This is a genomic window from Kitasatospora sp. NPDC029312, from assembly GCF_055569215.1.
Window position 1 is genome coordinate 1 of sequence record NZ_JBVHXY010000036.1, and the last position, 26,500, is coordinate 26,500.

24 protein-coding genes are annotated in these 26,500 nt (G+C 73.8%); 9 read left to right on the plus strand and 15 right to left on the minus strand.

Annotated elements, in window-relative coordinates; translation table 11 throughout:
- Positions 1 to 179 precede the first annotated feature (179 nt).
- Complete coding sequence (locus tag ACZ4WV_RS25905; protein ID WP_465750663.1) at positions 180 to 908, minus strand: dienelactone hydrolase family protein; 729 nt, start codon at positions 906 to 908, stop codon at positions 180 to 182.
- Positions 909 to 1,151: 243 nt separating this feature from the next.
- Between ACZ4WV_RS25905 and ACZ4WV_RS25910 the strand changes: the two genes are divergently transcribed.
- Positions 1,152 to 2,090, plus strand: a complete 939-nt coding sequence (locus ACZ4WV_RS25910; protein ID WP_465750665.1) for a hypothetical protein — start codon at positions 1,152 to 1,154, stop codon at positions 2,088 to 2,090.
- Positions 2,091 to 2,179: 89 nt separating this feature from the next.
- Here ACZ4WV_RS25910 and ACZ4WV_RS25915 read toward each other — a convergent pair whose 3' ends face one another.
- On the minus strand, positions 2,180 to 2,641 hold the full coding sequence (locus ACZ4WV_RS25915; RefSeq protein WP_465750667.1) for an ATP-binding protein: 462 nt from the start codon (positions 2,639 to 2,641) through the stop codon (positions 2,180 to 2,182).
- A gap of 223 nt (positions 2,642 to 2,864) precedes the next feature.
- Between ACZ4WV_RS25915 and ACZ4WV_RS25920 the strand changes: the two genes are divergently transcribed.
- Complete coding sequence (locus tag ACZ4WV_RS25920; protein WP_465750669.1) at positions 2,865 to 3,329, plus strand: hypothetical protein; 465 nt, start codon at positions 2,865 to 2,867, stop codon at positions 3,327 to 3,329.
- Positions 3,330 to 3,373: 44 nt separating this feature from the next.
- Here ACZ4WV_RS25920 and ligD read toward each other — a convergent pair whose 3' ends face one another.
- The 4 genes from ligD to ACZ4WV_RS25940 form a co-directional block, all read right to left on the minus strand.
- On the minus strand, positions 3,374 to 4,279 hold the full coding sequence (ligD, locus tag ACZ4WV_RS25925; RefSeq protein WP_465750671.1) for a non-homologous end-joining DNA ligase: 906 nt from the start codon (positions 4,277 to 4,279) through the stop codon (positions 3,374 to 3,376).
- A gap of 41 nt (positions 4,280 to 4,320) precedes the next feature.
- The gene (locus tag ACZ4WV_RS25930) at positions 4,321 to 4,932 is read right to left on the minus strand and encodes a DNA polymerase ligase N-terminal domain-containing protein (protein WP_465750672.1); all 612 of its coding nucleotides are present in this window, start codon (positions 4,930 to 4,932) and stop codon (positions 4,321 to 4,323) included.
- 354 nt (positions 4,933 to 5,286) lie between these two features.
- On the minus strand, positions 5,287 to 8,823 hold the full coding sequence (locus ACZ4WV_RS25935; protein WP_465750674.1) for a HAMP domain-containing protein: 3,537 nt from the start codon (positions 8,821 to 8,823) through the stop codon (positions 5,287 to 5,289).
- A gap of 149 nt (positions 8,824 to 8,972) precedes the next feature.
- Positions 8,973 to 9,362, minus strand: coding sequence for an STAS domain-containing protein (locus ACZ4WV_RS25940; protein ID WP_465750676.1), 390 nt, complete (start codon positions 9,360 to 9,362; stop codon positions 8,973 to 8,975).
- Positions 9,363 to 9,593: 231 nt separating this feature from the next.
- Here ACZ4WV_RS25940 and ACZ4WV_RS25945 point away from each other — a divergent pair, with 231 nt between their 5' ends.
- Positions 9,594 to 10,352, plus strand: coding sequence for a maleylpyruvate isomerase family mycothiol-dependent enzyme (locus tag ACZ4WV_RS25945; protein ID WP_465750678.1), 759 nt, complete (start codon positions 9,594 to 9,596; stop codon positions 10,350 to 10,352).
- Between the two features lie 103 nt (positions 10,353 to 10,455).
- Here ACZ4WV_RS25945 and ACZ4WV_RS25950 read toward each other — a convergent pair whose 3' ends face one another.
- The 3 genes from ACZ4WV_RS25950 to ACZ4WV_RS25960 form a co-directional block, all read right to left on the minus strand.
- Positions 10,456 to 11,247, minus strand: coding sequence for an inositol monophosphatase family protein (locus ACZ4WV_RS25950; RefSeq protein WP_465750680.1), 792 nt, complete (start codon positions 11,245 to 11,247; stop codon positions 10,456 to 10,458).
- 34 nt (positions 11,248 to 11,281) lie between these two features.
- On the minus strand, positions 11,282 to 11,494 hold the full coding sequence (locus ACZ4WV_RS25955; RefSeq protein WP_465750682.1) for a cold-shock protein: 213 nt from the start codon (positions 11,492 to 11,494) through the stop codon (positions 11,282 to 11,284).
- Between the two features lie 88 nt (positions 11,495 to 11,582).
- Positions 11,583 to 12,821 carry a TIGR03364 family FAD-dependent oxidoreductase gene (locus tag ACZ4WV_RS25960; RefSeq protein ID WP_465750684.1) on the minus strand — a complete coding sequence of 413 codons (1,239 nt, stop codon included), beginning with the start codon at positions 12,819 to 12,821 and terminating at the stop codon, positions 11,583 to 11,585.
- Positions 12,822 to 12,984: 163 nt separating this feature from the next.
- On the opposite strand from ACZ4WV_RS25960, the gene ACZ4WV_RS25965 reads away from it, so the two are divergent.
- From ACZ4WV_RS25965 to ACZ4WV_RS25980, 4 genes are all read left to right on the plus strand, one after another.
- Entirely contained in the window at positions 12,985 to 13,746 is a 762-nt protein-coding gene (locus ACZ4WV_RS25965; protein WP_465750686.1) for a GntR family transcriptional regulator, read from the plus strand.
- A 3-nt stretch (positions 13,747 to 13,749) separates the two neighbouring features.
- Positions 13,750 to 14,439, plus strand: coding sequence for a phosphonatase-like hydrolase (locus ACZ4WV_RS25970; RefSeq protein WP_465750688.1), 690 nt, complete (start codon positions 13,750 to 13,752; stop codon positions 14,437 to 14,439).
- 167 nt (positions 14,440 to 14,606) lie between these two features.
- The gene (locus tag ACZ4WV_RS25975) at positions 14,607 to 15,449 is read left to right on the plus strand and encodes a PIG-L family deacetylase (RefSeq protein ID WP_465750690.1); all 843 of its coding nucleotides are present in this window, start codon (positions 14,607 to 14,609) and stop codon (positions 15,447 to 15,449) included.
- Positions 15,450 to 15,655: 206 nt separating this feature from the next.
- On the plus strand, positions 15,656 to 15,949 hold the full coding sequence (locus tag ACZ4WV_RS25980) for a hypothetical protein (protein ID WP_465750692.1): 294 nt from the start codon (positions 15,656 to 15,658) through the stop codon (positions 15,947 to 15,949).
- Positions 15,950 to 16,016: 67 nt separating this feature from the next.
- Here ACZ4WV_RS25980 and ACZ4WV_RS25985 read toward each other — a convergent pair whose 3' ends face one another.
- From ACZ4WV_RS25985 to ACZ4WV_RS25995, 3 genes are all read right to left on the minus strand, one after another.
- A complete protein-coding gene (locus ACZ4WV_RS25985; RefSeq protein ID WP_465750693.1) occupies positions 16,017 to 17,441 on the minus strand; it encodes a phytoene desaturase family protein in 1,425 nt (474 codons plus the stop codon).
- Between the two features lie 119 nt (positions 17,442 to 17,560).
- Positions 17,561 to 18,865: a hypothetical protein gene (locus tag ACZ4WV_RS25990; RefSeq protein ID WP_465750695.1), complete on the minus strand. Its 1,305-nt coding sequence runs from the start codon at positions 18,863 to 18,865 to the stop codon at positions 17,561 to 17,563.
- A gap of 472 nt (positions 18,866 to 19,337) precedes the next feature.
- Entirely contained in the window at positions 19,338 to 19,784 is a 447-nt protein-coding gene (locus ACZ4WV_RS25995) for a cupredoxin domain-containing protein (protein ID WP_465750697.1), read from the minus strand.
- A 354-nt stretch (positions 19,785 to 20,138) separates the two neighbouring features.
- Here ACZ4WV_RS25995 and ACZ4WV_RS26000 point away from each other — a divergent pair, with 354 nt between their 5' ends.
- Complete coding sequence (locus ACZ4WV_RS26000; RefSeq protein ID WP_465750699.1) at positions 20,139 to 20,564, plus strand: SsgA family sporulation/cell division regulator; 426 nt, start codon at positions 20,139 to 20,141, stop codon at positions 20,562 to 20,564.
- Positions 20,565 to 20,659: 95 nt separating this feature from the next.
- Positions 20,660 to 21,034 (plus strand): cupin domain-containing protein, encoded by a 375-nt coding sequence (locus ACZ4WV_RS26005; RefSeq protein WP_465750701.1) that lies wholly within the window; start codon positions 20,660 to 20,662, stop codon positions 21,032 to 21,034.
- Between the two features lie 47 nt (positions 21,035 to 21,081).
- Here ACZ4WV_RS26005 and ACZ4WV_RS26010 read toward each other — a convergent pair whose 3' ends face one another.
- From ACZ4WV_RS26010 to ACZ4WV_RS26020, 3 genes are all read right to left on the minus strand, one after another.
- Entirely contained in the window at positions 21,082 to 23,832 is a 2,751-nt protein-coding gene (locus ACZ4WV_RS26010; protein WP_465750703.1) for an alkaline phosphatase family protein, read from the minus strand.
- Between the two features lie 70 nt (positions 23,833 to 23,902).
- The gene (locus ACZ4WV_RS26015) at positions 23,903 to 25,273 is read right to left on the minus strand and encodes an ABC transporter permease (RefSeq protein ID WP_465750705.1); all 1,371 of its coding nucleotides are present in this window, start codon (positions 25,271 to 25,273) and stop codon (positions 23,903 to 23,905) included.
- Positions 25,270 to 26,217, minus strand: coding sequence for an ABC transporter ATP-binding protein (locus ACZ4WV_RS26020; protein WP_465750707.1), 948 nt, complete (start codon positions 26,215 to 26,217; stop codon positions 25,270 to 25,272). The genes ACZ4WV_RS26015 and ACZ4WV_RS26020 overlap by 4 nt, the downstream gene beginning before the upstream one ends.
- Positions 26,218 to 26,500: the final 283 nt, after the last annotated feature.

The window sequence follows — 26,500 nt, forward strand, 5'->3', positions numbered from 1 at the left end:
CCCCACCCCTCTGCTCCGGCGCCTCCTCCCCCCCCCCCACCCCCCCCCCCCCCCCCCCCCCATCCCCCCCCCCACCCCCCCCCCCCACCCCCCGCCCCCCCCCCCCCCCCCCCCCTCCGCCGGCTACCGGGCGGGGCGGGCTGCTCGGCGGGCTGCTCGCCCGTCGTCCGACCGCCCGGCTACAGGTGCTTGGCCAGCGCCTCGTGCACGCGTCGCCAGGCGTCGGCCGTCGCGTCGGCGTCGTGGTCCGTGGGGCGGTCGGCCGCGAAGCCGTGGCGGGCGCCCGGGTACGTGATCAGCTCGTGGCCGACCTCGGCCGCCGTCAGCCGCCGTCCGGCCTCCTGCCACTCCTCCTGGGGGAGGATGTGGTCCAGCTCGCCGCAGAAGCCCAGCAGGTACACGCCGTTGGCGGCGATGCGCTCGGCCGTCTCCAGCGGCGGCACCGGACCGACCAGCGGGAAGCCGGAGTTGAGCAGCCAGCCCGGGTAGAACACGGCGGCCAGCTCGAAGCGCAGCTCGGTGGCCGCCCGTACGGCGATGTGGCCACCCATGCTCGTTCCGACGAACGCCACCCCGTGGCCGCCGGCCAGGGCCCGGGCCGCGGCCAGCGCCTCGGCGGCGTCGGCGACCAGTTCGTCGCGGTCCAGGGCGCGCATCAGCTCCAGGCCCGCCTCGCGCTCCTCGGCGCTGTAGCCCAGTTCGGTGCGGCGGGCGTTGCGCCAGTAGAAGTCCGGCGCCACCGCCGCGTACCCGAGGCCCGCCAACTCGGCGCACACGCCGCGGAGGTACGCGTTGACCCCGTACAGCTCGGAGCAGACCACCACCGCGCCGCGCGCCTCGCCCGCCGGGCGGTGCACGTACGCCTCGATCCCGCCGGGCGTGCCCAGCTCCCGCCACTGACCTGCCATCAGATTCCCCGTTCGATTGGCCGGAACGTTTCGCTGCGCATGGTAGCGCCCTGCGCTTGGAAGGCCCGCTCCCGCTTCCCGTCAAGGACTTGGTATGACCACGGCAAAGGCTTCGCTTCGTCGTGTCCGCACGTCTGGACCGACCGCCCGCCCGCCTGGTGTGGTGTCGGCGCTCCAACGAACGCACGGACGAACCCCCCACGGATCGACCCTCCCACCACCCTCACACTCGGGAGCAGACGCATGCGCAAGCCGTTCAAGGCCGCCGCCCACACCCTCACCGCGCTGGCCCTGGCCGCTTTCGGCACCACCACGCTGGCCACCGGCGCCTCGGCGCAACCCGCCCCGGCGCCCGCCCACTCCGGAGTCAAGCCGCTCCACCCCGGCACCGCCCAGCGGGCGGCCGCGACCACGCGGAACACCCTCTCCGTCCGCTCCAACGCCTCCCAGGGCGTGGTCTCCCCCACCCCGAAGGTGTACCTGGTCTTCTGGGGCTCCCAGTGGTCGTCCGACCCGGCCGGGGTCGCCCCCGACATGCAGAAGATGTTCAACGGCCTCTACGGCAGCCAGGACACCTGGGGCACCGTCCTCGACCAGTACTGCGAAGGTGTCGCCAAGGGCACCACCACCTGCGGCACCTCGGGCGTCCACGTCCAGCACCCGGGCTCCTCCCCGCTGGCAGGTGTCTGGTTCGACAACGCCGCCGCCGCTCCCGGAAGCGCGACCAGCACCCAGATCGCCGCCGAGGCCGGCAAGGCCGCCGCCCACTTCGGCAACACCACCCAGGCGCCCAACCTGAACGCCCAGTACGTCGTCGTCTCCGCGACCGGCACCCACCCGGACGGCTTCCCCAACACCGGCTTCTGCGCCTGGCACGACAAGACCAGCAGTGCCTACGGCACGCTCGCGTACACCAACCTGCCGTACATCCCGGACAACGGCGCCGGTGCCTGCACCACCCTCACCGACGGCCGCCTGCTCTCCGGCATCGAGTCCACCGAGACCCACGAGTACGCCGAGACGGTCACCGACTTCTGGCCGAGCATCGGGTGGAACGGCGGCGGGGGCGAGATCGGCGACGAGTGCGAGAACCTCGACGCCTACGTCACCCTGAGCACCGGCACCTTCGACCTCCAGGGCCTGTGGTCGAACAGCGCCGGCAAGTGCGTGACCCACGGCTGACGAGACCGAGTCGGAGCGCGGGTCCACGGGCCCGCGCTCCGCGCCGGAAGTCCGGCGGACGAGCGGCGCGGCCTCGGTGGCGGCAGCGGTTACGGCCCGCGGACGAAATGCGCGCCGCGCGGGTGCCGGCGGCCGACGACGGCCCAGACCGTCTTGCCGCCGCCGGCGAGCGGGTGGGCCCCGTGGCGGTCGGCCACGGAGGCGACCAGGCGCAGCCCGCGGCCTCCCGGCTCGCCGGGTTCCGGGAGGCGCGGGACGGGCAGCCGGGGATCGTCGTCGCGGACCTCCACGCGCACCCGTCCGTCCTGGGCGCGGAGCACGAGCAGAGGCCGTGCCCGGGTGTGCCGGAGGACGTTGGTGACGAGTTCGGAGACGACCAGCAGGACGTCGTTCAGGAGTTCGGGGTCGCCGGCGTAACCGGTGACGGCCAGTGCACGGCGGGTGACGACACGCGCGGTGGCGATCTGCCCGGGTCCGCGCCCCAGCCGTACGGCGAATCCCACCGCCGCATCCGGGGGCGCGGCCATCAGGGCCAGCGGAGGTCTGGACATCTCAGCCTCCATAACCGGAGCGGGTCGTTCACGCCTTGGGGTACCCGGTCGCGGTTCGGCCATTCGCGCAAATCGGACCGCATTTCGTTCCCGCACGGTGGGCGGGCGTCGTGGTGCGCACCGCGAGCCGCCCGGGGATGCGGCGCCGCGTTCACCGTGCGTACCTGGTCTTGGAACAGCCTGCAGGGGCTGGGAACGGCTCGGAACGACCGCGGAGGAACCGATGGGCTTGCCGCTTTCCGTCGGCCATGTGCTGGTGCGTCTGGGGGACGGCGATCCGGAGGTGGCGGACGCCGTTCTGGACCTGCTCGAGGCCGTCTTCCCGACGCACACCGGCCGCGGGCGGACCCGGATCGGGAACCCGTGGGACGTACCGCCCACGCTAACCTCGGAGAGCACCTGGACGGTGGCCGAGCCCTGGCCCGGCGGTGCCTCGCCGATCCGCGGGCCGGGCCCGGCGGTGAGCTCCTCGCAGGCCTTCGACGTGCACCACCCCACGCCGCCGGCGCGCCGGGCCGTGCCGGCGGGCGAGATCACCGCGGAGTTGCTCGGCGCTCCGGAGAACGTCGAGGCGATGCTGCGGACGCTCGCCGGCCTCTGCCCGGTGCGTGAGGAGGACCGCCGGCAGCAGGGGCCGCAGCTCGCGGTACGGCTGCGGCTCGGCGTTGCCGCGGACCCACCCGGGTAGGCGCGTCCGCGCGCCGGCCGGCGCCGGGCGGCTCCGCGGCCCGGTCACTCCCGGAGCGCGGCGAGCCGGCGTCGGGCGGGATTGAGGGATCGGCCCCGGTTCGGGGCGTCCCGCCACGGATCGGCCTTGAGGAGCCGGTCGACGGTGGCGAGGGTCCAGCGCTGCGGGGTGAGGCCCGGGTCGGCCACGTCTTCCCAGCTGACCGGGGCGGCGACGGGGGCGCCCGGCAGGGCCCGTACGGCGTAGGGGGCGACCGCGGTCTGGGCGTAGGCGTTGCGCTGGAGGTCCAGGTAGAGCCGGCCGCCCCGGGCGCGTTTCCTGGCCTCGGTGGTGAGCCGGTCGGGGTGGCGGGCGACCAGCAGGTCGGCCACGTCGCGGGCGAAGGCGCGGACCTCGTCGAAGTCGGCACGGCGGTCCAGCGGCACCAGGACGTGCAGGCCACGGGAGCCGGTGGTCATGACGGCGGACGGCAGCCGGAGTTCGTCCAGGAGTTCGCGCAGCAGCAGCGCCGCCTCCCGGACCGGGGTGAACTCCGCGCCGGGCGGGTCGAGGTCGAAGACCAGCCGGTCGGGGTGGTCGGGCCGGTCGGCGCGGGAGAGGAACCGGTGCGGGGTGATGCAGGCCTGGTCGGCGAGGTAGAGCAGGGTGGCGGTGTCGTCGCACAGCGGGTACGTCACCGTGCCGCCCGCCTTGGGGAGTTCGACCCGGTGCACCCAGCCGGGGAAGTACTCGGGGACGTCCTTCTGCATGAAGCCGGAGCCGCCGATGCCGTCGGGGTGACGCTCCAGCATCAGCGGCCGGCCGCGCAGCTGCGGCAGTAGCCGAGGGGCCACCGCCCGGTAGTGGTCGGCGAGTTCGGCCTTGGTGATGCCGTCCTCGGGGAACAGCACCTTGTCGGCGCGGTGGAGCTCGACGGTCCGGCCGCCGGCGCGCAGTTGCCTGGTGGTCATCGCGGACTCCTCGTCTCTCGGCCGCACCGACCGTGGCGGGCTCAGGCGGCATCGCGGGTCTGCCGGAGGGTGTGCCCGGTCCGCACCGAGCGCGCCCGGGCCGGGTCGGTCGTGCCGTCGGCCGAGGTACCGGAGCCGGCGTGCTTGACCAGCAGCCAGGCCTCCCGCTCACCGGCGCCGTGGCGGAACCGGGTGAGGGAGTAGCCGCCGTGCAGCTTGTGTCCGTACAGGTGGAAGGAGGCATGGCCGCGCTCCAGGGCCTCGGCGAGCGGGAGGCCGTGTCCGGCGCGGTCGGTGGACAGGTTGCGGTAGGTGCCCTCGTCCCAGACGATCACGGTGCCGGCGCCGTAGCCGCCTTCGGCGATGACGCCCTCGAAGTCGCGGTACTCCAGTGGGTGGTCCTCGGTGGGCATGGCGAGGCGCTTGTCGTGCGGGTTGCGGGACGGGCCTTTGGGGACGGCCCAGGACTTGAGCACGCCGTCGACCTCCAGCCGGAAGTCGAAGTGCATTGCCGTCGCGTCGTGGAGCTGCACGACGAACGACGGGCGGTCCTCGGACGGCCCGGTGCGGCCGCCCTCGGGTTCGGCGGTCCGGGCGAAGTCGCGGCGCCGGTGGTACTCGGCGAGGGCGTCCTTCATGTCTCCTCCGACCATGTCTCCTCCGACGCGTCCGGGCTCGGCCGACGGACCCGACCAAGTGCCCGGTGTCGTCCGGCCCCTCCGTCCCAACCCGCCTGCCCGTGGTCCGTCGGCCGAAACGGGGGGTCGGCGTCGCGGCCCGGCCGAACGGGATCCGCGGGACGTCTACCGCAGGCCGAGTTCGCACCAGACGGTCCTGCCCGGCCCCGGCGGGCGCCAGCCCCAGTGCAGGCCGAGCCGGTCGAGCAGGTACTGGCCCAGGCCGCCGCCTTCGTCCGGGCCGGGCCGGGCGGGGGCCGGGGCAGCGGGGGCTTGGGGCCCGGGCGGCGGCCCTCGGGGCTGGTCAGTCTGGTCAGGTGGTCAGGGAGGTCAGGGAGCGTCCAGCCAGTGGCGCATCCGGTCGAGCAGGTGGGCGGTGTCGACCGGCTTGGTGATGTGGTCGTCGGCGCCGGCGGCGAGGCTCTTGGCCTGGTCCCCGGGCATGGCCTTGGCGGTGACGGCGATGACCGGCAGGCGGGCGAAGCGCTCGTCGGCGCGGATCGCGGCGATCGCGGCGTAGCCGTCGAGGCCGGGCATCATCACGTCCATCAGGACGAGGTCGGTCTCCGGATGGGCCCGCAGCAGGTCGAGCCCGGCGTCGCCGTCGGCGGCGTGGAGCACGTTCAGGCCGTGCTGCTCCAGGGCCTCGGCGAGGGCGAAGACGTTGCGGACGTCGTCGTCGACGATCAGCGCCGTCCGCCCGGCGAGTGTCCCGGCGCCCGGGGTGGTGACCGGATCGGGCTCGCCGCGCCCGCCGCCCAGCAGTCGGACGACACGCTCGCGCAGGTCGTCCAGGCCCCTGGTGGTCTCCACGCCGTCGATCGGGTCGAGGGCGCGGTCGGTCCGGTACCCGAGCACCGGGGTGCCGTCCGCCAGCCCGGCCAGCAGGACGGGCGCCAGGTCCGCGGAGCCCGCCAGGTCGAGCACGGCGCAGCGGTACGGGCCCTGCGCGAGCGCGGCGCGTAGTTGCGCGGCGTCCCCGGCGCCGCTCACCCGCGCCGCGGGGAGGGGGCCGCCCGGGGCGTCGGCGGCGGCGCGGGCGAGCAGGGTCAGCAGGCCGGGCGCGCCGGGTTCGACGACGAGGACGGCGGGCTCGGCCTCGGTGGTGTCGTCCGGGTGTTCCGGCCCGCTGAGCGGCAGGTGGAGCGTGAAGCGGCTGCCCTGCCCCACGGTGGAGCGGACGGTGAGGGAGCCGCCGAGCAGCCGGGCGAGTTCCCGGCTGATCGACAGGCCGAGGCCGGTGCCGCCGTAGCGCCGCGCGGTGGATCCGTCGGCCTGCTGGAAGGCGCCGAAGATGGTGTCCAGTTGGCCGGGTTCGATGCCGATGCCGGTGTCCTCGACGTGGAAGGCGATCGCCGCGGCCGCCCGGCCGAGTTCGGGCGGCAGGTCCGGGGGTTCGACGTGTTCGACCCGCAGCTCGATCCGCCCGGTGTCGGTGAACTTGACCGCGTTGGAGAGCAGGTTGCGCAGCACTTGGCGCAGTCGGGCCGGGTCGGTGACGATCCGCTCCGGGGCGGCCCGGTCGACGACCACCGGGAAGGCGAGGCCCTTCTGGTCGGCGAGCGGCCCGAAGGCGGATTCGACGTACTCCAGCAGCTCGCGCACGGGGAAGGGCTCGGGGGCCACCTCCATCTTCCCGGCCTCGACCTTGGACAGGTCGAGGATGTCGTTGATGAGCTGGAGCAGGTCGGCGCCGGCGGAGTGGATGACGCCCGCGTACTCGACCTGTTTCGGGGTGAGGTTGCCGCCGGGATTCTGGGCGAGCAGTTGGGCGAGGACGAGCAGGCTGTTGAGCGGAGTGCGCAGTTCATGGCTCATGTTGGCCAGGAACTCGGACTTGTACGTCGAGGCGAGGCTCAACTGCCGGGCGCGTTCCTCCAGTTCCTGGCGGGCCTGCTCGATCTCCAGGTTCTTGGCCTCGATGTCCCGGTTGCGCTGGGCCAGTAGGGCGGCCTTCTCCTCCAGTTCGGCGTTGGATCGCCGCAGTTCCTGCTGTCCTTCCTGCAACTCCTCCGACCGCTCCTGGAGTTCGGCGGTGAGTCGGCGGGACTCGGCGAGCAGTTCGTCGGTGCGGGCGTTGGCGAGCAGGCTGGCGAGGTTGACGCCGCAGGTCACCGCGAACCGCTCCAGGAAGTCACGGTGGACCTGGGTGAACGGGTGGACGGAGGCGAACTCCATGACGCCGAGCAGCCATTCCTCCAGGACGACGGGCAGGACGACGAGCGAGCGGGCGTCGGCGGATCCGACGCCGGTGTCGATCACGGCGTAGCCGGGCGGCAGGTCGTCGACGGTGATGATCCGCCGGCTGCGGGCGGCCTGGCCGACCAGGGACTCCCCCAGCCGCAGCCGCCGCTTCGGCCCGGGCGGGTGGCCGTAGGCGCTGACCAGGGCCAGCTCGGCGCCGTCCGCGCCCTCCTCGGCCAGGAAGAACGCGCCGTACTGGGCTCCGACCAGCGGGGTCAGCTCGCCGGTGATCATCTCCGCGACGGCCTGGATGTCCCGGCGGCCCTGGATCGCGGCGGAGAACCGGGCCAGGTTGGTCTTCAGCCAGTCCTGTTCCTGGTTGGCGCGGGTGGTCTCGCGCAAGGACTCGACCATGGCGTTGATGTTGTCCTTGAGGTCGGCGACCTCGCCGGAGGCGTCCACGGTGATCGAGCGGGTGAGGTCGCCGGCCGCGACGGCGCTGGTGACCTCGGCGATCGCCCGGACCTGCCGGGTGAGGTTGCCGGCCAGCTCGTTGACGTTCTCGGTCAACCGCTTCCAGGTGCCGGAGACGCCCTCGACCCGGGCCTGGCCGCCGAGGCGCCCCTCGCTGCCGACCTCCAGGGCGACCCGGGTGACCTCTGCGGCGAAGGAACTCAGCTGGTCGACCATGGTGTTGATGGTGGTCTTGAGCTCCAGGATCTCGCCGCGCGCGTCCACGTCGATCTTGCGGGTGAGGTCGCCGTCGGCGACGGCGGTGGTCACCTGGGCGATGTTGCGGACCTGGCTGGTCAGGTTGTGCGCCATGAAGTTGACGTTGTCGGTGAGGTCCTTCCACGTCCCGGCGACGTTCGGCACCCGGGCCTGGCCGCCGAGGATGCCCTCGGTGCCGACCTCGCGGGCCACCCTGGTCACCTCGTCGGCGAAGGCCGACAGTGTGTCGACCATGGTGTTGATCGCGTCGGCGAGGGCCGCCACCTCGCCTTCGGCCTCCACGGTGATCTTCCGGGAGAGGTCTCCCCGGGCCACCGCCGTCGCCACCTCGGAGATCGAGCGGACCTGGCCGGTGAGGTTGGAGGCCATCACGTTGACGTTGTCGGTGAGGTCCCTCCAGGTGCCGGAGACGCCCTGGACGGTGGCCTGGCCGCCGAGGTTCCCGGCCGTGCCGACCTCGCGGGCCACCCTGGTCGCCTCGTCGGCGAAGGCCGAGAGCTGGTCGACCATGGTGTTGATGGTCGTCTTGAGCTCGAGGATCTCCCCGCGCGCGTCCACCCGGATCTTCTGGGTGAGGTCGCCCTCGGCGACGGCGGTGGCGACCTGGGAGATGTTGCGCACCTGGCTGGTGAGGTTGCCCGCCATGGAGTTCACCGAGTCGACCAGGTCGCGCCACGTGCCGGCGGCGCCCTCGACCGTGGCCTGGCCGCCGAGCCGCCCCTCCGTACCGACCTCGCGGGCCACCCTGGTCACCTCGTCGGTGACCCGGGCCAGCTGGTCGGCCATCCCGTTGAAGACCTCGGCGATCTCCCCGAGCACTCCCGGCCGGTCGGGGGTGAGTCGGGTGCGGAAGTGCCCGTCGCGCACGGCCGTCAGTCCGGCGAGCAACTGCCGCAGCGCCTGCTCGGCCGGGTCGGCCGCCGACACGCCGGACGCGGGGTACTCGTCCATCCTGTCCCACTGCCCGGATCCGTCACGGACGGCGTACGCGCTTGGGTCGCGCCGACGCCATGGGCGGCTCGGGACCGCCCTGCTCCTACTGTGCCACCGCACGCCGGGGCGTGCGACGGCGTTCGGCGCGCCGCCGGGGCGCGGAGGTGTCAGTCGGGCAGGGTGTCCCGGATCCGGAAGGCCTCGGTGGCGCCGGTGAGTTCGAGCATCCGCAGGACCAGCGGCCGCGGGCGGGCCAGTTCGATCCGGCTGCCGTCGGCCACCGCCCGGGCCTGGGCGCGCAGCAGGGCGTTGAGCCCGGTGGAGTCGCAGAAGTCCAGCCCCGCACAGTCGACCACCACGATGGTTCCGGGCGCTTCCAGTGCGGGGTCGAGGGCCGCCCGCAGCTCCGCGACCGAGTCGAGGTCGAGTTCGCCGCGGAGGGCGAGGACGGTCCCCCCGGCCCACGGTGACACGTCCACGGTGAACGGGCCGGGCGGTGGCCCGGTGACGGAGTCCCGGTCGGCGGGGAGCCGGCGGGGCGGTTTCCTCGCGGCCACGACACTCCTCCTGGCGGCTACCTCGGTGGCGAGGGCCCCCGAGGCGCGGCTGTCCGCTGGGCGGCGTCCGAAACACGGCACGCCCGGGAAACCGGCCGCCACGGAGATGCTTGACAACCTCAACCTTTCAGGCCTAGCGTGCGTCCTCGACAGGTACTTCATGACCTGAAACATCGGCCGCCCAGGCCCTTCCGAAGCGCCGCGAGACCCGCACCCCCGGAGCCCACGTTCATGACCCCGCTCGACCACGGCGCGGCCGTAGCCGCCGAGACCGCCCGCTTCGTCGCCGCCGTCCGGCAGGCCGACACCGCCCTCCCGGTGCCCAGCTGCCCCGGCTGGACTCTCGCCGACCTCGTCCGCCACGCCGGCAGCGTGCAGCGCTGGTTCACCGTCCTGCTCCAGCAGCGGATCCAGGAACCGCCGCGCAGCCGCGACGTAGACCTGCGACTGCCCGAACGGCCCGAGGATTACCCGTCCTGGCTGGCCCAGGCCGCCGAGGAGGCCGCCGCGACGTTCGCCCGGACCGACCTCGACGCCCCGATGTGGGCCTGGGGAGCGGACCAGCACGCCCGGTTCTGGGTGCGCCGGATGCTGTTCGAGACCCTCGTCCACCGCGTCGACGCGGAGCTCGCGCTCGGTCTCGAGCCCGCCGTCGAACCGGCGCTGGCGGCCGACGGCGTCGCCGAGTTCCTCACCAACCTGCCCTTCGCCGCCTTCTTCGCACCCGGCACCGCCGAACTGCGCGGCGACGACCGCACCATCCGGTTCGCCTCCGTGGACGGCGGCGGCGACTGGCTGGTGCGCCTGCGCGCCGACGGCTTCGGCCTCGACCCGGACGGCGCCGACGCGAGGGCCGACGCCACCGTCCGGGCCACCGCCGCCGACCTGCTGCTCCTGCTGTACGGGCGGCTCGACCGCACCTCCGAGCGCGTGGAGCGCTCCGGGGACGAGGAGCTGCTGGCGCACTGGTTCGCCCACTCGGCCTTCTGACGGCCGTGGCGGCGGAGTGACGACGGGCCGCGGGGCCCTTCCGCCGAGCGGGCCCCTTCGGCCGAGCGGGCCCACGCCGTCGAAGGGCCCCGGCGGCCGCTGGTCAGCCCCGGATCAGCGACATCAGCTGTTCGTGGGTCTCGCCGTCGGCCGCCGCCACGAGCCCGCCGCCCGCCCCGTCGACCGGACCGCCGTCGATTCCGGTAATGACGCAGCCGGCCGCCCGGCACAGGGCGATGCCGGCGGCGAAGTGCACGCTCCCGGACAGGTCCCCGCCGTCGGTGACGTACGCGGCGCGCCTGCCCGCCGCGACCCAGGCCAGTGCGAGCGACGAGGAGACGACCCGCGGCCGGAACCCGGCCGTGAACCCGGGGTCGGCCAGCAGCTCCACCGCCCGGAAGGTCCGGGCGTTGGGGAAGGGCGGGTCCAGGTTGACGTCGACGAGCCGACTGGCGACCGTGGGCTCCAGCCGGGCGTCGGCGCCGTCGCTCCGGAGCCAGGCGGTGTCTCCGTCGGTGACGAACACCTCGCCGCCGAACGGATCGGCCACCGCCGCCGCCCCGCCGTGCAGCGCCACGTTGACGGCCACCACCTTGGTGCCGACGGCGTAGTTGAGGGTGCCGCACAGCGGATCCACCAACCACTGGCGGGCGGCCCGCGCCGCCCCCTGCTGCCCGCCCTCCTCGCCCAGCACGGCGTCAGCGGGCCGGGCGGCACGGATGACGTCCAGAATGGCCCGCTCGGCCTCGATGTCGGCCGTGGTCGCGAAATCCCCGGCCCCCTTGTCGATCCGGGCGAGCCGCCGGCCGTACAGCTCCCGCACCACGTCCGCGCCGGCCCGGACCGCCGCCATCGCGACTCCGGAATCGTCGAGCCCCTCATACGAGTTGATCATGCCTCGCAGGATATCCGGGCCGGCCACGCCACCACTACGACTCGAGCCGGACCCGGTCCGCCTGCATCCCCTTCGGGCCCTGAACCGCTTCGAAGCTGACCTTCTGGCCCTCCACCAGGGATTTGAAGCCGCTCCCCTCGATCGCGCGGAAGTGCACGAACAGGTCGGGGCCGGACTCCGGGCTGATGAAGCCGAAACCCTTCTCGTCGTTGAACCACTTCACGGTGCCGAACTGACGCTCCGCCATGTCTTCTCCTCTGCGTTCGGGTCACACTGACCCCGCAGATCCTCTCACGCAGAGCGTCCGCTCCGGTACGCAAAGTGGCGGCCTCGGCTCAGGCGGTCGGGGCGAGGGTGCCGTCAAAGGTGGCGGCCGCGAGCCCGAAGGAGAGGGTCATGCCGATGCCCGAGGTGACGGAGAGCGCCCGCACCCCCGGCGCCAGGTCGCGCACCAGCAGCGGGCCGCGCGCACTGCTGGCGTACACGCCCTGCCAGCGCTCGAGGATTCGCAGGCGCTCGACGCCCAGGACCGCGGCGACGGCCTCGATCAACAGCTCGGCCGTGCGCTCGTCGACGAACGGCGGGGTGGTGGCGTCGTAGTGGTGCGAGTCGCCGACCAGCACGGTGCCGTCCGGGAGCCCGGTGAACATCACGTTGGCGCCGATCTCCAGCAGCTCCGCGCTGTGGCCGCGCACCTCCTCCCGCAGCCGGGCGGCCGACGGGCGGCCGGTGAAGGCGTCGTAGCGGAGCATCGAGGTGGCGGTCAGCACCGCGGCGTGGGTACGGAAGCCCGCCGGCGCGGCGGCTCGCGCCATGGTGAGGCGGCAGCGCTGGACGCCGTGGTCCTCGGCGATGTCGGGGAACAGGTAGTCCAGGTCATGGCCGACGCAGATCAGGATCCGGTCACCGTGGACCGGCCCGCGGGTGGTGTGCACCGTGCCGGGCTCCACACCGGTAACGGCGGTGCCCCACAGGACCCGGCCCTGCGGCTGCTCCACCACCCAGCGGGCCAGGCCGGGCGCCGCCTCGCGCGGGTTCACCCGCAGGTCGGCGGGCAGCAGCGCGCCGCCCACCAGGTCGCCGGCCCCGCCGGCGCCGTCCGCCCTGCCGGCAACACCGTCGCCACCGGCTCCGCCGTCCGCGCGCCCGAGCAGCGCGGCCGTCTCGGCGGCGGTGCGCAGCTGAACGGCGTCGCCGCCGCGCTCGGCGCGCAGTTCCTCCAGCACGGCCGCCTCGGTCGCCGACCGGGCGACCACCAGGGTGCCGGCCTCCTCGGCCCAGAAGCCGGCGGCCTCGGCGGCGCGCAGCCAGCCGGGCCGGGACCGCTGGGCGAGGGCGAGCAGTTCGCCGTCCTGGGCGCTGATGCAGCAGTGGCCGAAGTTGCGGACCGAGGCGCCGACCGGTTGCCGATCGCGCTCGACGACGGTGACGGACAGTCCGTTGCTCAGCGCCTCGAAGGCGTGGGCCAGGCCGATGATGCCGGCGCCGACGATCACCACGTCGCTGCGGCCGGGGGTGCCGGCGGCGCAGGTGCGGGAGACGGCGGGGGCGGGGGTGGGTGTGCTGCTGCTCATGGCTCCAGGTTTCCGGCTGGTCGGCGCCCGTGTCAACGGCTGTATGTACAGGTTATCGCTTACTTCATCTCTGCGACGACCATCGATTCCCTGGGACTCTCTGCGCAAACGCGTCGGCGGACCTGCCTTGAGAAGTACTGCCCGCGAGTGTCATAGTCATCTTGTGAAGACAAGTGACGAGCTTCCTCTCCACCAACGGCTCGGCGCCGAGTTCCAGCGCCGCATCGAGGCCGGCGAGTGGCCCGAGGGCGAGCCGGTGCCCAGCGAGTCGCAGCTCTGCGCCGAGTTCGGCACCTCCCGGGGCCCGGTCCGCCAGGCCCTGGCCATGCTGCGCCGCGAGGGCAGTCTGGTCGGCGGGCGCGGGAAGCCGCCGGTCGCCCGCCGCGCGGCACCCTCCCAGCCGTTCGGCACCTTCCTGTCCTTCACCCAGTGGGCCCGCACCATCGGCCGCGAGCCCGGGCAGACGACCCTCGAGGTGGCCCGCCGCCGGGCGACCCCGGAGGCGGCGGCCCGGCTCGGCCTCGCCGAGGGCGAACCGGTCGTCGAACTGGTCCGGCTGCGGCTGCTGGACGGCGTACCGGCCATGCTGGAGCGCTCCACCTTCGTCCACGACGTCGGCCGCATCCTGTTCGACTTCGACCCGGACACCGGGTCCGTCTACGAGGAGCTGCTGCGCCGCGGCGTCGACCTGCACCACGCCCGGCACACCATCGACGCGGTCGCCGCCGAGCCGGGCGACGCCGAGCCGCTGCGCGTCACCGTCGGCGCGCCGCTGCTGCGCGTACGGCGGCTCACCGCGTCGAGCCGGGGCCTGCCGCTGGAGGACGCGGACGACCGCTACCTGCCCGCCATGGCCACCTTCACCATCGAGAACGCCATCAACGGCCCCACCGTCATCGGCCGTTACCACACCGACGAGGACTGACACGTGATCGAGCTCGCCGCCCTGGACATGGCCGGTACCACCATCAACGAGGCCGGCGCGGTCTACCGGGCCCTGCGCACCGCCGTCGAGCGCACCGGGGTGCCGGTCGCCGAGGCCGACCTCCAGACCTGGATGGGCACCGACAAGCGCGAGGCCATCGCCGCCCTGGTCCGCCTCGGCGGCGGCACCCCGACCCCGGAGCTCGTGGAGGAGGGCTACGCGGCCTTCCGGGAATTCCTGCGCGAGGCGTACCGGACCACTCCCCCGCAGGCCATCCCCGGTGTCGAGGAGGCCCTGGCCGAGTTGCGCCGGCGCGGCATCAAGGTGGCCTTGACCACCGGCTTCAGCGACGACGTCGCGTACCCGCTGCTGGAGTCGCTCGGCTGGTCCACCGGTGAGGGCGGCAACCTCGACGCGGTGGTCACCTCGGACGAGGTCCCGCGCGGGCGTCCGGCCCCGCACATGATCCACCGGGCGATGGAGAAGACCGGGGTCATCGACACCCGGCGCGTGCTGGCCGCCGGCGACACCGTGGTCGACGTCGAGGCGGGCAGCAACGCCGGTGCCGGCGTGGTCATCGGCGTGCTGACCGGGGAGCTGACCCGCGCCGACTTCGACGGGCATCCGCACACCCATGTCCTGGACAGCGTCGCCGACATCCCGTCGCTGCCCGAGGCCCGGCCGGCCGCCTGATCCACGGCCGGGACGCCGGAGGAGGCCGGCCGCGGGGCAGCGTCGCCGCGGCACGAGCCTCCTGCCGGCGCCGTGGTCACGGCACGGCACTCCGATACCGCTGGCTATCCGCGGGCCGCGTGCCGCAGACTCGGGCCGAGCACTTTCCTGACCGGAGGATGATTTCCATGGTTGACAGGCCCTTGACGCTGATGGCGGTGCACGCCCACCCCGATGACGAGGCCACCGGGACAGGAGGTGTGCTGGCCCGGTACGCGGCCGAAGGCATCCGTACCGTTCTCGTCACGTGTACCGACGGCGCCTGTGGCGACGGGCCGGGCGGCATCAAGCCGGGCGAACCCGGTCACGACCCGGCCGCCGTCGCCGCGCTGCGCCGGGCGGAACTCCGGGCCAGTTGCGATGTCCTGAAGGTCGGTCACCTGGAGATGTTGGACTACGCCGACTCCGGGATGATGGGCTGGGCGACCAACGACGCGCCCGGCTCCTTCTGGCGCACGCCCGTCGAGGAGGGTGCCGCCCGCCTCGCCGAGCTGATCCGGCACTACCGGCCCGACGTGGTCGTGACCTACGACGAGAACGGCTTCTACGGCCACCCCGACCACATCCAGGCCCACCGCATCACCATGGCGGCGCTGGAGATGACGGGGGCGACGCCGAAGGTGTACTGGACGACCGTGCCGCGCTCGGCCATGCGGCGCTTCGGGGAGGTCATGCGCGAGTTCGGCGCGGACTGGGAGGAGCCGGAGGGCGGGGAGCAGGCGGAATCCGACGTGATGCCCGACATCGGCCTCCCCGACGAGGAGGTCACCACCTGGGTGGACACCACCGCGTTCGGCGGCCAGAAGTACGACGCCCTGGCCGCACACGCCAGCCAGGGCGAGAACATCTTCTTCCTGCGGATGGGCAAGGAGCGGTTCACCGAGCTGATGGGCGTGGAGACCTTCGTGCGCGTCCAGGACACCACCGGCGCGGCCGTCCCGGAGAACGACCTCTTCGCCGGCCTGCGCTGAGCCTCTCGCGGCCGGTCCGCGACCCGCCCTCCGGGTCGCGGACCGGCCGCGATCGATCCCTGCCGGCGGACCGGTCGGCGCGCTGCCGGACGTCCGGCGCCCTTCGGCCGGGGCGCAACCGCGCGGGGCGCCTCCCGCGTCGGAGCGGATGAACGCCCGTCGGCCGCCCAGGCCGGGCGGGACAGCGGAAACGGGGGGCCGTCGACGTGCTGATCGTGCTCGTACTTCTCGCCGCGGGCGCAGGCCTGGTCCTGATGGGCGTCCACAAACTGACCACCGCGGTGCCCACCTGCTACGGCCGGCCCATGTCGCCCGAGGACGTCTGCCACCCCCGCGTCACCGGCTCCTTCTCCGAAGGCATGCCCGAGCCCTACTCCTCCACCTACCAGGAGCAGTTGGACAACCTCACCAGCGGCGGCTGGACCGCCATCGTGATCGGCGTGGTCCTGCTGGCGCTGGGGGGCCTGGTCGCCGTCGCCTGGGCGGCCTCCCGGGACTGAACCCGCGGCTGCGCCGGGGAGGGGGACCGACCGGTGTACGACCGGCCCGGCCGGCTCCTGCCGGCGGTCAGGCCGGTCGCACGCCCGCGTGGCGGAGCGCGGAACGGGCGGCCAGGACTCCGCACAGGCCGTGCACCCCGGCGCCGGGCGGGGTGGCCGCCGAGCAGAGGAAGACACCGGGGATCCCGGTGGCGTACGGGTCGATCGCGGCGCGCGGGCGCAGCACGGTCTGCAGCGCCGTGTTGGCGCCCGTGGAGATGTCGCCGCCGACGTAGTTGGCGTTCTCGCGTGCCAGTCGGCCGGTCGGGGTGACGGCCGTGGCGAGCACGCGCTCCCGGAAGCCGGGCGCGAACCGCTCGATCTGGGCGAGGATCGGCTCCGAGGCGTCCCCCCGGTAGCCGTTCGGCACGTGGGCGTAGGCGTACACCGGGTGCACGTCGCCGCGGGAACGGCCGGGATCGGCGAGGTACTGCTGCGCCACCAGCACGAAGGGGCGCGCGGGCATCAGGCCGAGGGCCGTCTCCCGTTCGGCGTGGGCGATCTCCTCCAGGGTGCCGCCGAGGTGGAGGGTGCCGGCCCGGCGGCAGTCGCGGTGGCGCCACGGGACGCCGCCGGCCACGGCGAAGTCCACCCGGAACGCCGCCGGCCCGTGCCGCCAGCGACGGTAGGCGCGGCGCACCCGCGCGGGCAGTTCCGCGCCGCAGAGGTCCGCGGCCGCGCCCGGCGCGAGGTCCAGCAGGACGACGCGGTACGGCCGCAGCTCGGCCAGGGTGCGCACCGGCTGCCCGGTCTCGATGCGTCCGCCGAGTTCGACCAGCCGTGCCGCCAGGGCGGCGGTGATCCGGCCGGAGCCGCCCCGGGCGACCGGCCAGCCGCGGTGGTGCGCGGCCGCGAGCAGCAGCAGGCCGACGGCCGAGGTCAGCGGCCGGTCCAGCGGCTGGAAGGCGTGCGCGGCGGCGCCGGCGAACAGGGCCCGGGCCCGGTCGGTGTGCCAGCGGCGGGCGAGCAGCGTGGCGGGCCGGACGGCGTTCAGACCGAACCGCCCGAGCGTCACCGGGTGCCGGGGCATCCGCAGGAGCGGGCGCAGGGCGTCCCCGGCCAGGGCGTCGAAGTCCGCGCCCAGCCGGCCGAACACCCGTTCCCAGGCCGCCGCGTCGGGCCCCAGCGCACGGGCGGTCTCCGCTACCGAGCGCACCGCCACCGCCGCGTCACCGCCGTCGAGCGGGTGCGCCAGGTCCACCTCCGGCCAGACCCACTCCAGCCCGTGCCGGGCGAGCTCGGCGGAGCACAGCAGGGCGGAGGCCATGGCGAAGGGGTGCACCGCCGAGCAGTGGTCGTGCAGCAGGCCCGGCAGGGTGGCCTCGCCGCTGCGGGCACCGCCGCCGATCCGCTCGGCTGCCTCCAGCACCGTGACGGAGAGGCCCTGCCCGGCGAGCGTGACCGCGGCGGCCAGGCCGTTGGGTCCGGAACCGACGACGACGGCCTCGCTCATGCCTGCCTCCTGAGTGGTCGCCCGCTCCGGCCGGTGCCGCCCGGTCCCTGCTCCTACCCCGGCCCTGGTCTCGTCCCCGGTCTCGGGGCACGAGCTCCAGCCTGGCGCCTTCGGTCGCTTCAGGACTCGTCCAGCGGCGTGGCCTCGTCGGGTTGGTACGGCTGGAATGACTGGAAGGGCCGGAAGGGGCGGAAGGGCCTCTGCGCCGGGTCGTGGTCCTGGGCCCACCAGGGCTGCTCCTCGTCGCCGGCGCCACCGGTGGTCTCGCGCGGTCCGCGGATGGCGCCGTGCAGGTGTTCCAGCACCTCGGGCGGCACAGCGGCCGCGAGGTCCGTCACGGCCCCTTCGCCGGTGCGGCGGGCCTTCCGCCGCGCCCGGTCCGTCGGGGCGGCCGTCCGTAGTCCCGGGACGCCGTCGATGCCGGTGGCGTCGTACCGGGTGCCGAGGCTCTCCTGGGCGATCCGCGGGTGGTCCCCCAGGGCGATCGGCGAGGACAGCATGATCTGGTGTCCGCCGAACGGCCCGGCCAGGACGGGCCAGGTCCGCTCGTTGCGGCACCGCTCGACGGCCTTGCGGGCCCACTCGGGCGGGTTGGTGACCGACAGGAACCGGCCGTGCTGCAGGCCGAGCAGCAGATGGACGGAGACCAGCGAGCGCGGCAGCGCCTCCTCCCGCCCGGCCCGCCGGGACGGCGTCCAGTCGGAGGTGTTCTCCACCACCACCGTCAGGCGCTGCGCCCGGTACGGGCCGGGCAGTTCCTCGGCCCGCAACCGCACCAGGCCGTCGACCTGTTCGCACCGCCGCACCACCCGGCCGACGGTGGCGCCCTGGCGGTGCACCAGCTCCGTCCTGCCGACACCCGGCAGCCGGAACGCGCGCTGGACGCCGTCGCCGTTCAACTCGTCGATGTCCAGGAGGAGTTCGATCCTCTCCTCGGCGCCCTCGTCCTGCTCGACGGGATCCCGGTCGGCGGGATTCCGGTCGGCCGGATCCCGGTGGGCGAGGGTCCGGTCGAGGAGTTCCCGCTCGGTGAGATCTTGGTCGAGGGGTTCCCGGTCGAGGGCTTCCCGGTCGAGGAGCGCGCCACCGGTCTCGACGGCCCGTTCGACGATCCGCCGCTGGACGCGCAGGAAGCGCAGCTCGACCGCCAAGCGGTCGTCGCGGCGCGCCTCCATCACGCACTCGGTGCGCTGGTGGGAGTGCTCACCGCCCTGTGCGGTGTACTCGGGCGGCACCAGGACGCCGAACTGCCAGCGCAGCCCGTTCCCGGCCGCCGAGTCGCCGTACGGGTGGAGCGCGTAGTCCTCCAGCAGCACCGCGTCGGCGATCTTCCGGGCGGCGGCGAAGCCGCGCTCGATCCCCTCGGGGAGGCCGCTCACCCGCTCCTCCTCCCCGGCCGCCGTCGTCGCGGGCAGTTCACGCATCGTCGCCTCCCGGGACGGCGGGGCTCGCCGGGAGCGGTGGACCGGGCAGCGCAGGGGTGACGGCCTCCTCGCTGCGCGGTCTCCTCGCGGCGGTCGGTGGCACGGCGCCGCCGTCGGTCGTTGCAGCACCCATCAGGACGCCTCCTCGGGGTCTCGGGGCGGGACGGTACGAAAGGGCTCGGATCAAGTCATAGCAACGGTTCGGACCGGTCGCCGGTCCGGAGGGCCGAGGCGGCCGCCCCGGGAGGCGCCCGTGGGTGGGAGCATTCGGGTCAGGTCTGAGTGACCGGCCCGGCTGTCGGCCCGTCGGGCGCGTGGCGATCGCGGACGAGCGCGGACCGCTCGCCGGGCGGCCACGGAGCTCGGGGTTGCGCACTGCACCGTCCGGAGTAGCCCGTCCCCCGGCCACCCGCCCTGCCGCGCCGGGCCGCGCCGGACCGCGCCGGACCGCGCCGGACGGGACCGCAGCGGATCAGCCGACCGTCAAGGTGCCGTGCATGAACGGGTGGATGGTGCAGAGGTACGGGTGGGTGCCCGACTGGGGCGCGGTGAAGGTCCCGGTGGAACCGGCCGCGATCGTCCCCGTGTCGAAGGACTTGTCGGAGGCGGTGAGGGTGTGCGACACGGAGTCCTGGTTGACGACCGTGACGGTCTGACCAGGGCTCACCGTCAGGTCCGCCGGCGCGAACGTGAAGTTCTTGATCGTGACCTGGAGGGCGCCGCTGCTGCTGGGCGCGGGCGACGAGGCGGTGGCGGCCGGGGAGCTGACCAGCGGGGAACTGGCGGCCGGGGACCGCACCGCGGTCGTCGTGCCGCCCGAGGGCGTGCGGGAGGGGGAGCTCGAGCAGCCGGCGAGGACGACGGAGGCGACGGAGAGCAGGAGCGCTGCGGTTGCCTGGAGGGGCCGGGCGGTGGTCACGGACGGGCTCCGTTCGGAGAGGGATTCGACGAGGACGCGGCGCGAGGACGGGCCGTCTTCCGTTCTCCTTCGCCGCACGCCCGGCCGCAACCGGGCCGAGCCCCCGGGACAGCCCGTCGCTTCACGCGCACGGGTGAACCGGACGGCGGTGGCTTGACCCGGGCCGGCGGTCCGGGACACTCCCGCCGCTCCCTCCCCGTACGCCACTTGACCGGGCTGCGCGGACGGTGGTGTGCGAAGGGGTTGTGGAGATAGCGGCCCCACGCGGTGCCCGAGGGCCCTTCGGGTAGGCACCCCTCAGGTGCGCCGGCCCGCCCCTGGGCCGACCCGTCGCGATCGCAGGAGGCCGATTCGATGCAGACGTCCACGGTCCGCCCGATGCCCGTCACCTTTCCGGAGAGTGCGCTGCCCGACGTGCCGGTCGACGCGGAACTGCGCTTCGACACGAGCCTTCCGTACGCGGCCTGCCTGGCGTTCCCGCTGTCCCCGTGCCAGTGCACGGACGACGGCGCCCGGGTGTCCTGGTACTTCAGCCGGGAACTGCTGAAGGAGGGCCGCCACGGACCCGTCGGCAGCGGCGACGTGAAGGTCCGTCCCGGGCCGGAGGGCGAGGTACTGATCACCCTGCGGGGGCCGACCGGCAACGCGGCCGTCCTCAGCGCCCCGGAGGACGTCGTCACCGCGTTCCTCTCGGAGTGCTTCGCACTGGTGCCGGCCGGGTCGGAGTCCGACCACCTCGACCTCGACGCCGCCGTCACCCGGCTCCTCGCGGCCGACTGACCCGCGGAGGCGTACCGTTCCGTAGAATCCGCAGGTCGAACCCGCCGTTGATCCCCCGCCGTCCCCCCGTCCCGACTCGCCTGCAGGAGGCCGCGTTGGCGCCCCACCCCGGGCCCGGTGTGCTCACCCACCTGGAATCCCTGCTCCACGAAACGCCCGCCGACCAGGGCGGGGCGCTGTGGCGGCTCGCCGAGGAGGGGCGCCAGCTGGACGCGAACATCATCCGGCTGGCGCCGCACGCCGAGGGCGCCGAACACGTGGAACCGGACCTCGACGTCCTCGTCCAGGTGCTCGGCGGGAGCGGCCACCTGGAGACGGACAACGGCCGGCAGCCCCTCTCACCGGGTGCCACGGCCTGGCTGCCACACGGCGCGCGCCGGGCCCTCGCCGCGGATTCGGACGGCCTCCTCTACCTCACCGTCCACCGCCGCCGGCCCGGCCTCGCGATCCGCTCCGCCCCGGTGACGTAGACCTACGGCCCGAGCTTCCTGCGGTCAGGTCTCCCGCCGCGGCCCGCTCAGCCGTCGTTCTCCGCGGAGGGCAGGTACGCCCCGGGCACGTCGTCCGGCGCGAGGATCGCGGACTCCCCCGGGTACGGCGTGGTCCAGTTGTGCGTCTGGTACCAGGTCAGGTGGTTCATCTGCGCCGGGTTGGCGCGGTCCGGTGCGGCGGTCGGCCCGGTGAGGCGCTGCTTGGACTTCCAGGCGTCCCACTGGTCCGCGACGGCCCGCTCCGCGGCCGGCGGCGCGGTCGTCGCCGGGGCCGCCGCCGCGCTGCGGTCCTGCGCCGCGGGTACGTCGACGCCGCACGCGGGCGGGGTCTTCAGGCCGTCGGTCAGCGAGGTGCGGTTGGGCACCGCGGTGAACGGCGTGTAGTCCGGCTTGTCGGTGAAGGCCGTGGCCATCGGGGTGGCCGCGCTGTCCTTCTGGTTCATCGGGTGGACCCCGAGGATCTGCTCGATGGTGCGGATCATGGTGATCTGCGAGTAGTAGCGGCTGTCGACGGCCCCGTGCTGCGCCCAGGGGCTGATGATCTGGATCGGGGCACGGTGGCCGTCCACGTGGTCCAGGCCGGCCTGGGAGTCGTCCTCGACCACGAAGACCGCGGAGTCCTTCCAGTACTCGCTGTGCGAGATCTCGTCGACGATCCGGCCGACGGCCAGGTCGTTGTCGGCGACCTGCGCGGCCGGGCTGGCCGGGCCGCCGGTGTGGTCGCTGGACAGCCACAGCAGGTTGAGGTTCGCCGGGCCGTTCCGCTCGAAGTCCTGCTTCCAGATCTGGTACCGGTACTGGTCGGGCACGTCGAGGTCGAACTTGGGAAAGCCGGGCACCGACACGTCGTTGAGCGAGGGGATCGGCGACGAGGACTCGAGCGGGTAGGCGGTGTCCTGCCCGTTCGCCGCCATGTCCTTGGCGTCGCAGTACAGGTTCTGCCAGGTCGCGCCGGCGGGCTTGGTGAGGAACTGGTGGAACTCGCCGAAGTCGCGCACGTCCTGCCCGGCGGCCTGGGCGCCCGTCCACAGGAAGCCCGACCGCTGGTGGCCCAGGCCGTCGTCCTCGGTGTCGTAGCTGCGCTCGTACTCGCCGGCCGAGGACTCGGTGTACTCGGGGTTGTCGGCCTGCATCAGCCAGTTGTGGCCCTCGGCGGAGTTGGTGCCGATGTCGTAGGTGTTGTCGTAGAGCCCGAACTGCTGGGCCAGCGCGTGCTGGTTGGGTGTCACGTTCGCGCCGAACTGGGCCAGCTTCGGGTCGCCGCCGCCCTTCGCGAGGTCGCCGAAGAGCTGATCGTACGTCCGGTTCTCCTTGACGATCAGGAAGACGTGCTTGATCGTCGACGGGTCGCCGATCCGCGCCGGCACCGGCACGGGCTTGGCCTTCCGACGGTCGGCGGTCTGCACGGAGCCGTTGGTCCAGCCGTTCTGGCGGAAGACCTTGGCGGTCTGGGAGCGGATCTCCCGGTCGCCGGGCAGGGTGAACCGGGTGAGGCTGGCGGTGGTGTCGTGGGTGTTGTGCGCGCCGGTGTTGTTGGGCCGGCGGGCGTCGATGCCGCGGGTGTTGGAGACGACCACCGTGGACCCGACGGTGGTGATCTCGGCCGGGAAGTAGTCCGTGGGCAGCAGACCGACGGAGCTGACCGGCTCCTGCGCACCGGTGAAGCGGTAGACGGCCACTGCGTTGGCGCGGCCGAGGGTGACCAGCAGGTGCCCGTCGTCGGTGAGCGTGACGGCGGTCGGCTCGTAGCCGACCGAGGCCTCGGGCCACGGCTTGGTGGAGATGCGCTGGACGACCTCGCCGCGCGCGGTGTCGACGACCGACACCTCGTCACTGCCGGTGTCGGTGACGAAGAGCACGCCGTTCCTGGCGTACAGCGCCGTCGGATGCAGGCCGACCTCGATGGACGCCACGGTCGCGGAGGGGTCCGCGAGGTCGATCACGCTGACGGTGCCGGTGGTGGTGGCGCCGGTGTCCGGGTCGGCCACCACCTGCGTGCCGTAGGAGTTGATCGTGTCGTCGTCGGGTGTGGCCGGGCGCCCGCCCTCGTTGCTCACGTACAGCTTGTGGCCGACCTGCACGATGTCGCGCGGCGCGTTGCCCACCGTCCAGCTGTGCTCGATCGCGCCGGTCGCCGCGTTGATCGCGACCACCCGGTTCTGGCCGTTGACGGCCGCGTACACCGTCGAGCCGTCGGCGGAGAACACGGCTCCCGAGGCCAGCGCGTGCTTGTCGCCGTCGGCCGGGATCGCCACCGTCACCGGGGCGCTCAGGGAACCGTCGGCGTTCACGGTGAACCTGGTGTAGCCGTTGAGCTGGCCCAGCCACAGCTGGGAGCCGTCCGGCGAGTAGACCGGGGCCTCCTGGCCGACCGAGCCGTCGGTCAGGTGCAGGTCGTCCGTCTTGGCCTTGCCGATGCGCTGCTGCACCCGCCCGGTCTTCAGGTTCACCACGACCAGGGACGCGTCGCCGTCGGCGACCGAGGCGGCGAGGTGACCGCCGTCCGGGCTGACCCGGGACGCCATGACCTTGCCGTTGTCGATCACCAGCCGGTCGCCGTACGGGGCGAGGTACTGGTCGCTGGAGATGACCTGGCCGTCTGCGGTGACCTGACCGACCTGGTCGGTACCGAACTGGTGGGTGGCCGCGAAGGCGGTGCCCGTGGCCACGGACACCGCCGTGATGCACGCCGTGGCGAGCGTGGCACGGCGGCTCACACGCCGGCCGCGAAGGACGGGGTGCTCCTTCGGGAGGCGTCGACGTCGCGTTACCTGCATGGTGTCAGCCTTTCGTTGAATGCGTTGTGGTCGTTGCCTGTGGTGCGGCCGTCGGGTGCGTTGCGGTGTGTCAGGGCGTCGCGGAGGAGAGCAGGCCGAGCTGGCCGTCGAACTGCCAGAGCGGGTTCGGCGCGTCCCCGCCCGGGGTGTGCACGAGGAAGTAGCCGTTCACTTCCTTGGGCCCGTCACCGTCGGCCGTCAGCCGACCGTCCGGAGCCACGTCCACCTGGTAGACCGCCGTCCCCGGGGCGGCCGTGCCGGGCAGGTGCCAGGTGACGACACAGCGCCAGTCGTTGCCGGGGCCCTGCGGATCGACCTGGCCGTCGCCCCGGTCGCACGCTGCGGTGGCCCTCAGCTGGTCCTCGGTGACGGCGGGGCGGTGCAACTGCTCGGTCTGCAGCCGGTACAGGTGCGCGAACACGGTCGCGACCGACTGCTGCACCTTCGTCTGCGAGACCCCGGAACCCGTCGAGGGCGTGGCCACCGCGACCGCGCCGGAGGCCAGCGCGAGCAGCCCGGCGAGCGGCAGCACCCCGAAGGTGAGCGCCCGGCGCCCCGTGCCGTCCTCGCTGCCGGTGGTGAAGTCCCGGCGGACGAACAGCCGGTAGGCCGCCGCGGTCGCCACCGCGGCCCACACCAGGCTGACCGTGACCGCGATCAGCGACTCCTCCAGCCGCGCCGGGTCGGCGAACAGCCCGTTCCACGCGACGAAGGCGTATCCGGGCAGCGCGAGGCGCAGCGCCACCGGCAGCGGCAGCATCTGCGCGAGCTGCATCGCGACCGCCGCCAGCGCGGGAACCAGCAGCCCCATCGGCGACCGCCCCAGGATGACGGAGCCGAGCAGGCCGAGGGCCGCCAGCGCCAGCGTGGGCGCCAGCGCACTCCCCCAGGCCAGCAGCACGTGCACAGCCGCGTCCGACGGCGGCAGGAGGTGCCCGTCGATGCCGACCAGCGGCCGGTTCCCGACCGCAGCCAGCCCGCCGACCGTGCTGGAGGCCGCCAGTCCGGCCACCAGCAGCACGATCACGGTCGCGCTCGCCAGGGCCTTCGCCGCGAAGATCCGTCGTGGTGAGCGGATCGCCACCAGCAGGTGGCGCCAGGTGCCGAGCCGGTCCTCGGCGGCGAACACGTCGCCGGCGACCACCGAGGTCAGCAGCGGCAGCGCCCACGCGCCCGAGAATCCCAGCACCACCAGGGGCCCGGCCCATCCGGTGGCGTGCATCCAGCGGCCGAACAGGGTGTCGGAGGGCAGCGTGCCCTGCTGGGCCACGGCGGCCGTGAACAGGCCGGGCACGATCCAGCAGGCCAGCATCAGCAGCCGGACCCGCCACTGGGAGACGAGCTTGACCAGCTCGAAGCGGTACACCCGGCCGACCGGCACCCGGCCGGCCTCGGGGGCCAGACCCGCACGGGCCGTGGCGGTGGTGGTGGTCGCGGTCATCTCCGCCCTTCCTGCCGCTGTTCGGTCAAGGCGAGGAAGGCGGCCTCCAACGGCGGTACCACGGGCGCGACTTCGCGTACTCCGATGCCCGCGAGCACCAGCTCGGCCACCAACGCCTCGACGGCCGGCCCCGCGGCCCGTACGACCAGCGCGCCGTCCGAGCGGCGCGCCCCGGTCTGCGCCACCGCCCGCACCCCCGCGGCCCCGGCGGCCACCCGCCGGGCGGCCTGCGGATCGGAGGTGAGCAGGCGGTGTTCCAGCTCGCGGCTCTCGGCCGCGAGCTTCTCCAGCGGGCCGGAGAAGCGGACCCGCCCGGTCGCCAGGATGGTGACCTCGTCGCACAACGCCTGGAGGTCGTCCATCCGGTGGCTGGACAGCACCACCGTCACCCCGGCGTCCGCGAGCCGCCGCAGGGCCCGGTGCACGTGCTGCTTGCCCGCCGGGTCCAGGCCGTTGGACGGTTCGTCGAGCACCAGCAGCCGGGGGTCGGTGAGCAGCGCGGCGGCCAGCCCGAGCCGCTGCCGCATGCCCAGCGAGAAGCCGCGCACCCGGTCGTCGGCGACGTCCGTCAGCCCGACCTCGGCGAGCACGTCGTCGATCCGCCGGCCCCGCGCGTCCTGTCCGTGCAGCGCCGCCAGCGCGGCCAGGTTCTTCCGCGCGGTCAGCGCGGGGTACAGCCCGGGGCCGTCCACGAACCCGGCCACGCCGTGCGGCGCCGCCAGAGCCGGCCCGACCGGTCTGCCCAGCACCCGCAACTCGCCGTCGTCGGCGACGGCCAGTCCGAGCAGCAGCCCGAGCAGGGTCGTCTTCCCGGCACCGTTCGGCCCGGCCAGCCCGTGGATCCGCCCGGGCGCCAAGGCGAGCCCGACGTCGTCGAGCGCCACGACGTCCCCGAAACTCTTCGTCAATCCGCGAGCCCGTACGGCGAGTTCTGTGTCGTCCATAGCCCCTTCTCGCAGTCCACCAGGGAAGGTAGGGCGTCGGCGGGGCGCGGACAGGAGCGCGTGATTGAACACGGGTGGAACAGCAGGCGGTGGGCGGGCCGATCCGGATGACACGGTCACATAACCCTGAGGTAACTTGATGTGACGTCAGCACTTCATCAAGGAAGGCGCGCCGACCCCGCGCCGATGGGGCGGGAGCCCATGGGCGAGGATCTGAGCAGGAGTCCGCGCGTGAGGAGGATCAGGACGATGGGTGTGCGCCGTTGGGTACCGGCAGTGGCGG

Excerpts from the sequence above, each read along its gene's own strand:
- ACZ4WV_RS25960 (WP_465750684.1), bottom strand. The coding sequence starts at position 12,821 with ATGAGCAGCAGCACACCCACCCCCGCCCCCGCCGTCTCCCGCACCTGC.
- ACZ4WV_RS25905 (WP_465750663.1), bottom strand. The coding sequence starts at position 908 with ATGGCAGGTCAGTGGCGGGAGCTGGGCACGCCCGGCGGGATCGAGGCG.
- ACZ4WV_RS26015 (WP_465750705.1), bottom strand. The coding sequence starts at position 25,273 with ATGACCGCGACCACCACCACCGCCACGGCCCGTGCGGGTCTGGCCCCC.
- ACZ4WV_RS25935 (WP_465750674.1), bottom strand. The coding sequence starts at position 8,823 with ATGGACGAGTACCCCGCGTCCGGCGTGTCGGCGGCCGACCCGGCCGAG.
- ACZ4WV_RS25955 (WP_465750682.1), bottom strand. The coding sequence starts at position 11,494 with ATGGCGGAGCGTCAGTTCGGCACCGTGAAGTGGTTCAACGACGAGAAG.
- ACZ4WV_RS25915 (WP_465750667.1), bottom strand. The coding sequence starts at position 2,641 with ATGTCCAGACCTCCGCTGGCCCTGATGGCCGCGCCCCCGGATGCGGCG.
- ACZ4WV_RS25945 (WP_465750678.1), top strand. The coding sequence starts at position 9,594 with ATGACCCCGCTCGACCACGGCGCGGCCGTAGCCGCCGAGACCGCCCGC.
- ACZ4WV_RS25985 (WP_465750693.1), bottom strand. The coding sequence starts at position 17,441 with ATGAGCGAGGCCGTCGTCGTCGGTTCCGGACCCAACGGCCTGGCCGCC.
- ACZ4WV_RS25950 (WP_465750680.1), bottom strand. The coding sequence starts at position 11,247 with ATGATCAACTCGTATGAGGGGCTCGACGATTCCGGAGTCGCGATGGCG.
- ACZ4WV_RS26000 (WP_465750699.1), top strand. The coding sequence starts at position 20,139 with ATGCAGACGTCCACGGTCCGCCCGATGCCCGTCACCTTTCCGGAGAGT.
- ACZ4WV_RS26010 (WP_465750703.1), bottom strand. The coding sequence starts at position 23,832 with ATGCAGGTAACGCGACGTCGACGCCTCCCGAAGGAGCACCCCGTCCTT.
- ACZ4WV_RS25920 (WP_465750669.1), top strand. The coding sequence starts at position 2,865 with ATGGGCTTGCCGCTTTCCGTCGGCCATGTGCTGGTGCGTCTGGGGGAC.
- ACZ4WV_RS26020 (WP_465750707.1), bottom strand. The coding sequence starts at position 26,217 with ATGGACGACACAGAACTCGCCGTACGGGCTCGCGGATTGACGAAGAGT.
- ACZ4WV_RS25930 (WP_465750672.1), bottom strand. The coding sequence starts at position 4,932 with ATGGTCGGAGGAGACATGAAGGACGCCCTCGCCGAGTACCACCGGCGC.
- ACZ4WV_RS25910 (WP_465750665.1), top strand. The coding sequence starts at position 1,152 with ATGCGCAAGCCGTTCAAGGCCGCCGCCCACACCCTCACCGCGCTGGCC.
- ligD (WP_465750671.1), bottom strand. The coding sequence starts at position 4,279 with ATGACCACCAGGCAACTGCGCGCCGGCGGCCGGACCGTCGAGCTCCAC.
- ACZ4WV_RS25975 (WP_465750690.1), top strand. The coding sequence starts at position 14,607 with ATGGTTGACAGGCCCTTGACGCTGATGGCGGTGCACGCCCACCCCGAT.
- ACZ4WV_RS25990 (WP_465750695.1), bottom strand. The coding sequence starts at position 18,865 with ATGCGTGAACTGCCCGCGACGACGGCGGCCGGGGAGGAGGAGCGGGTG.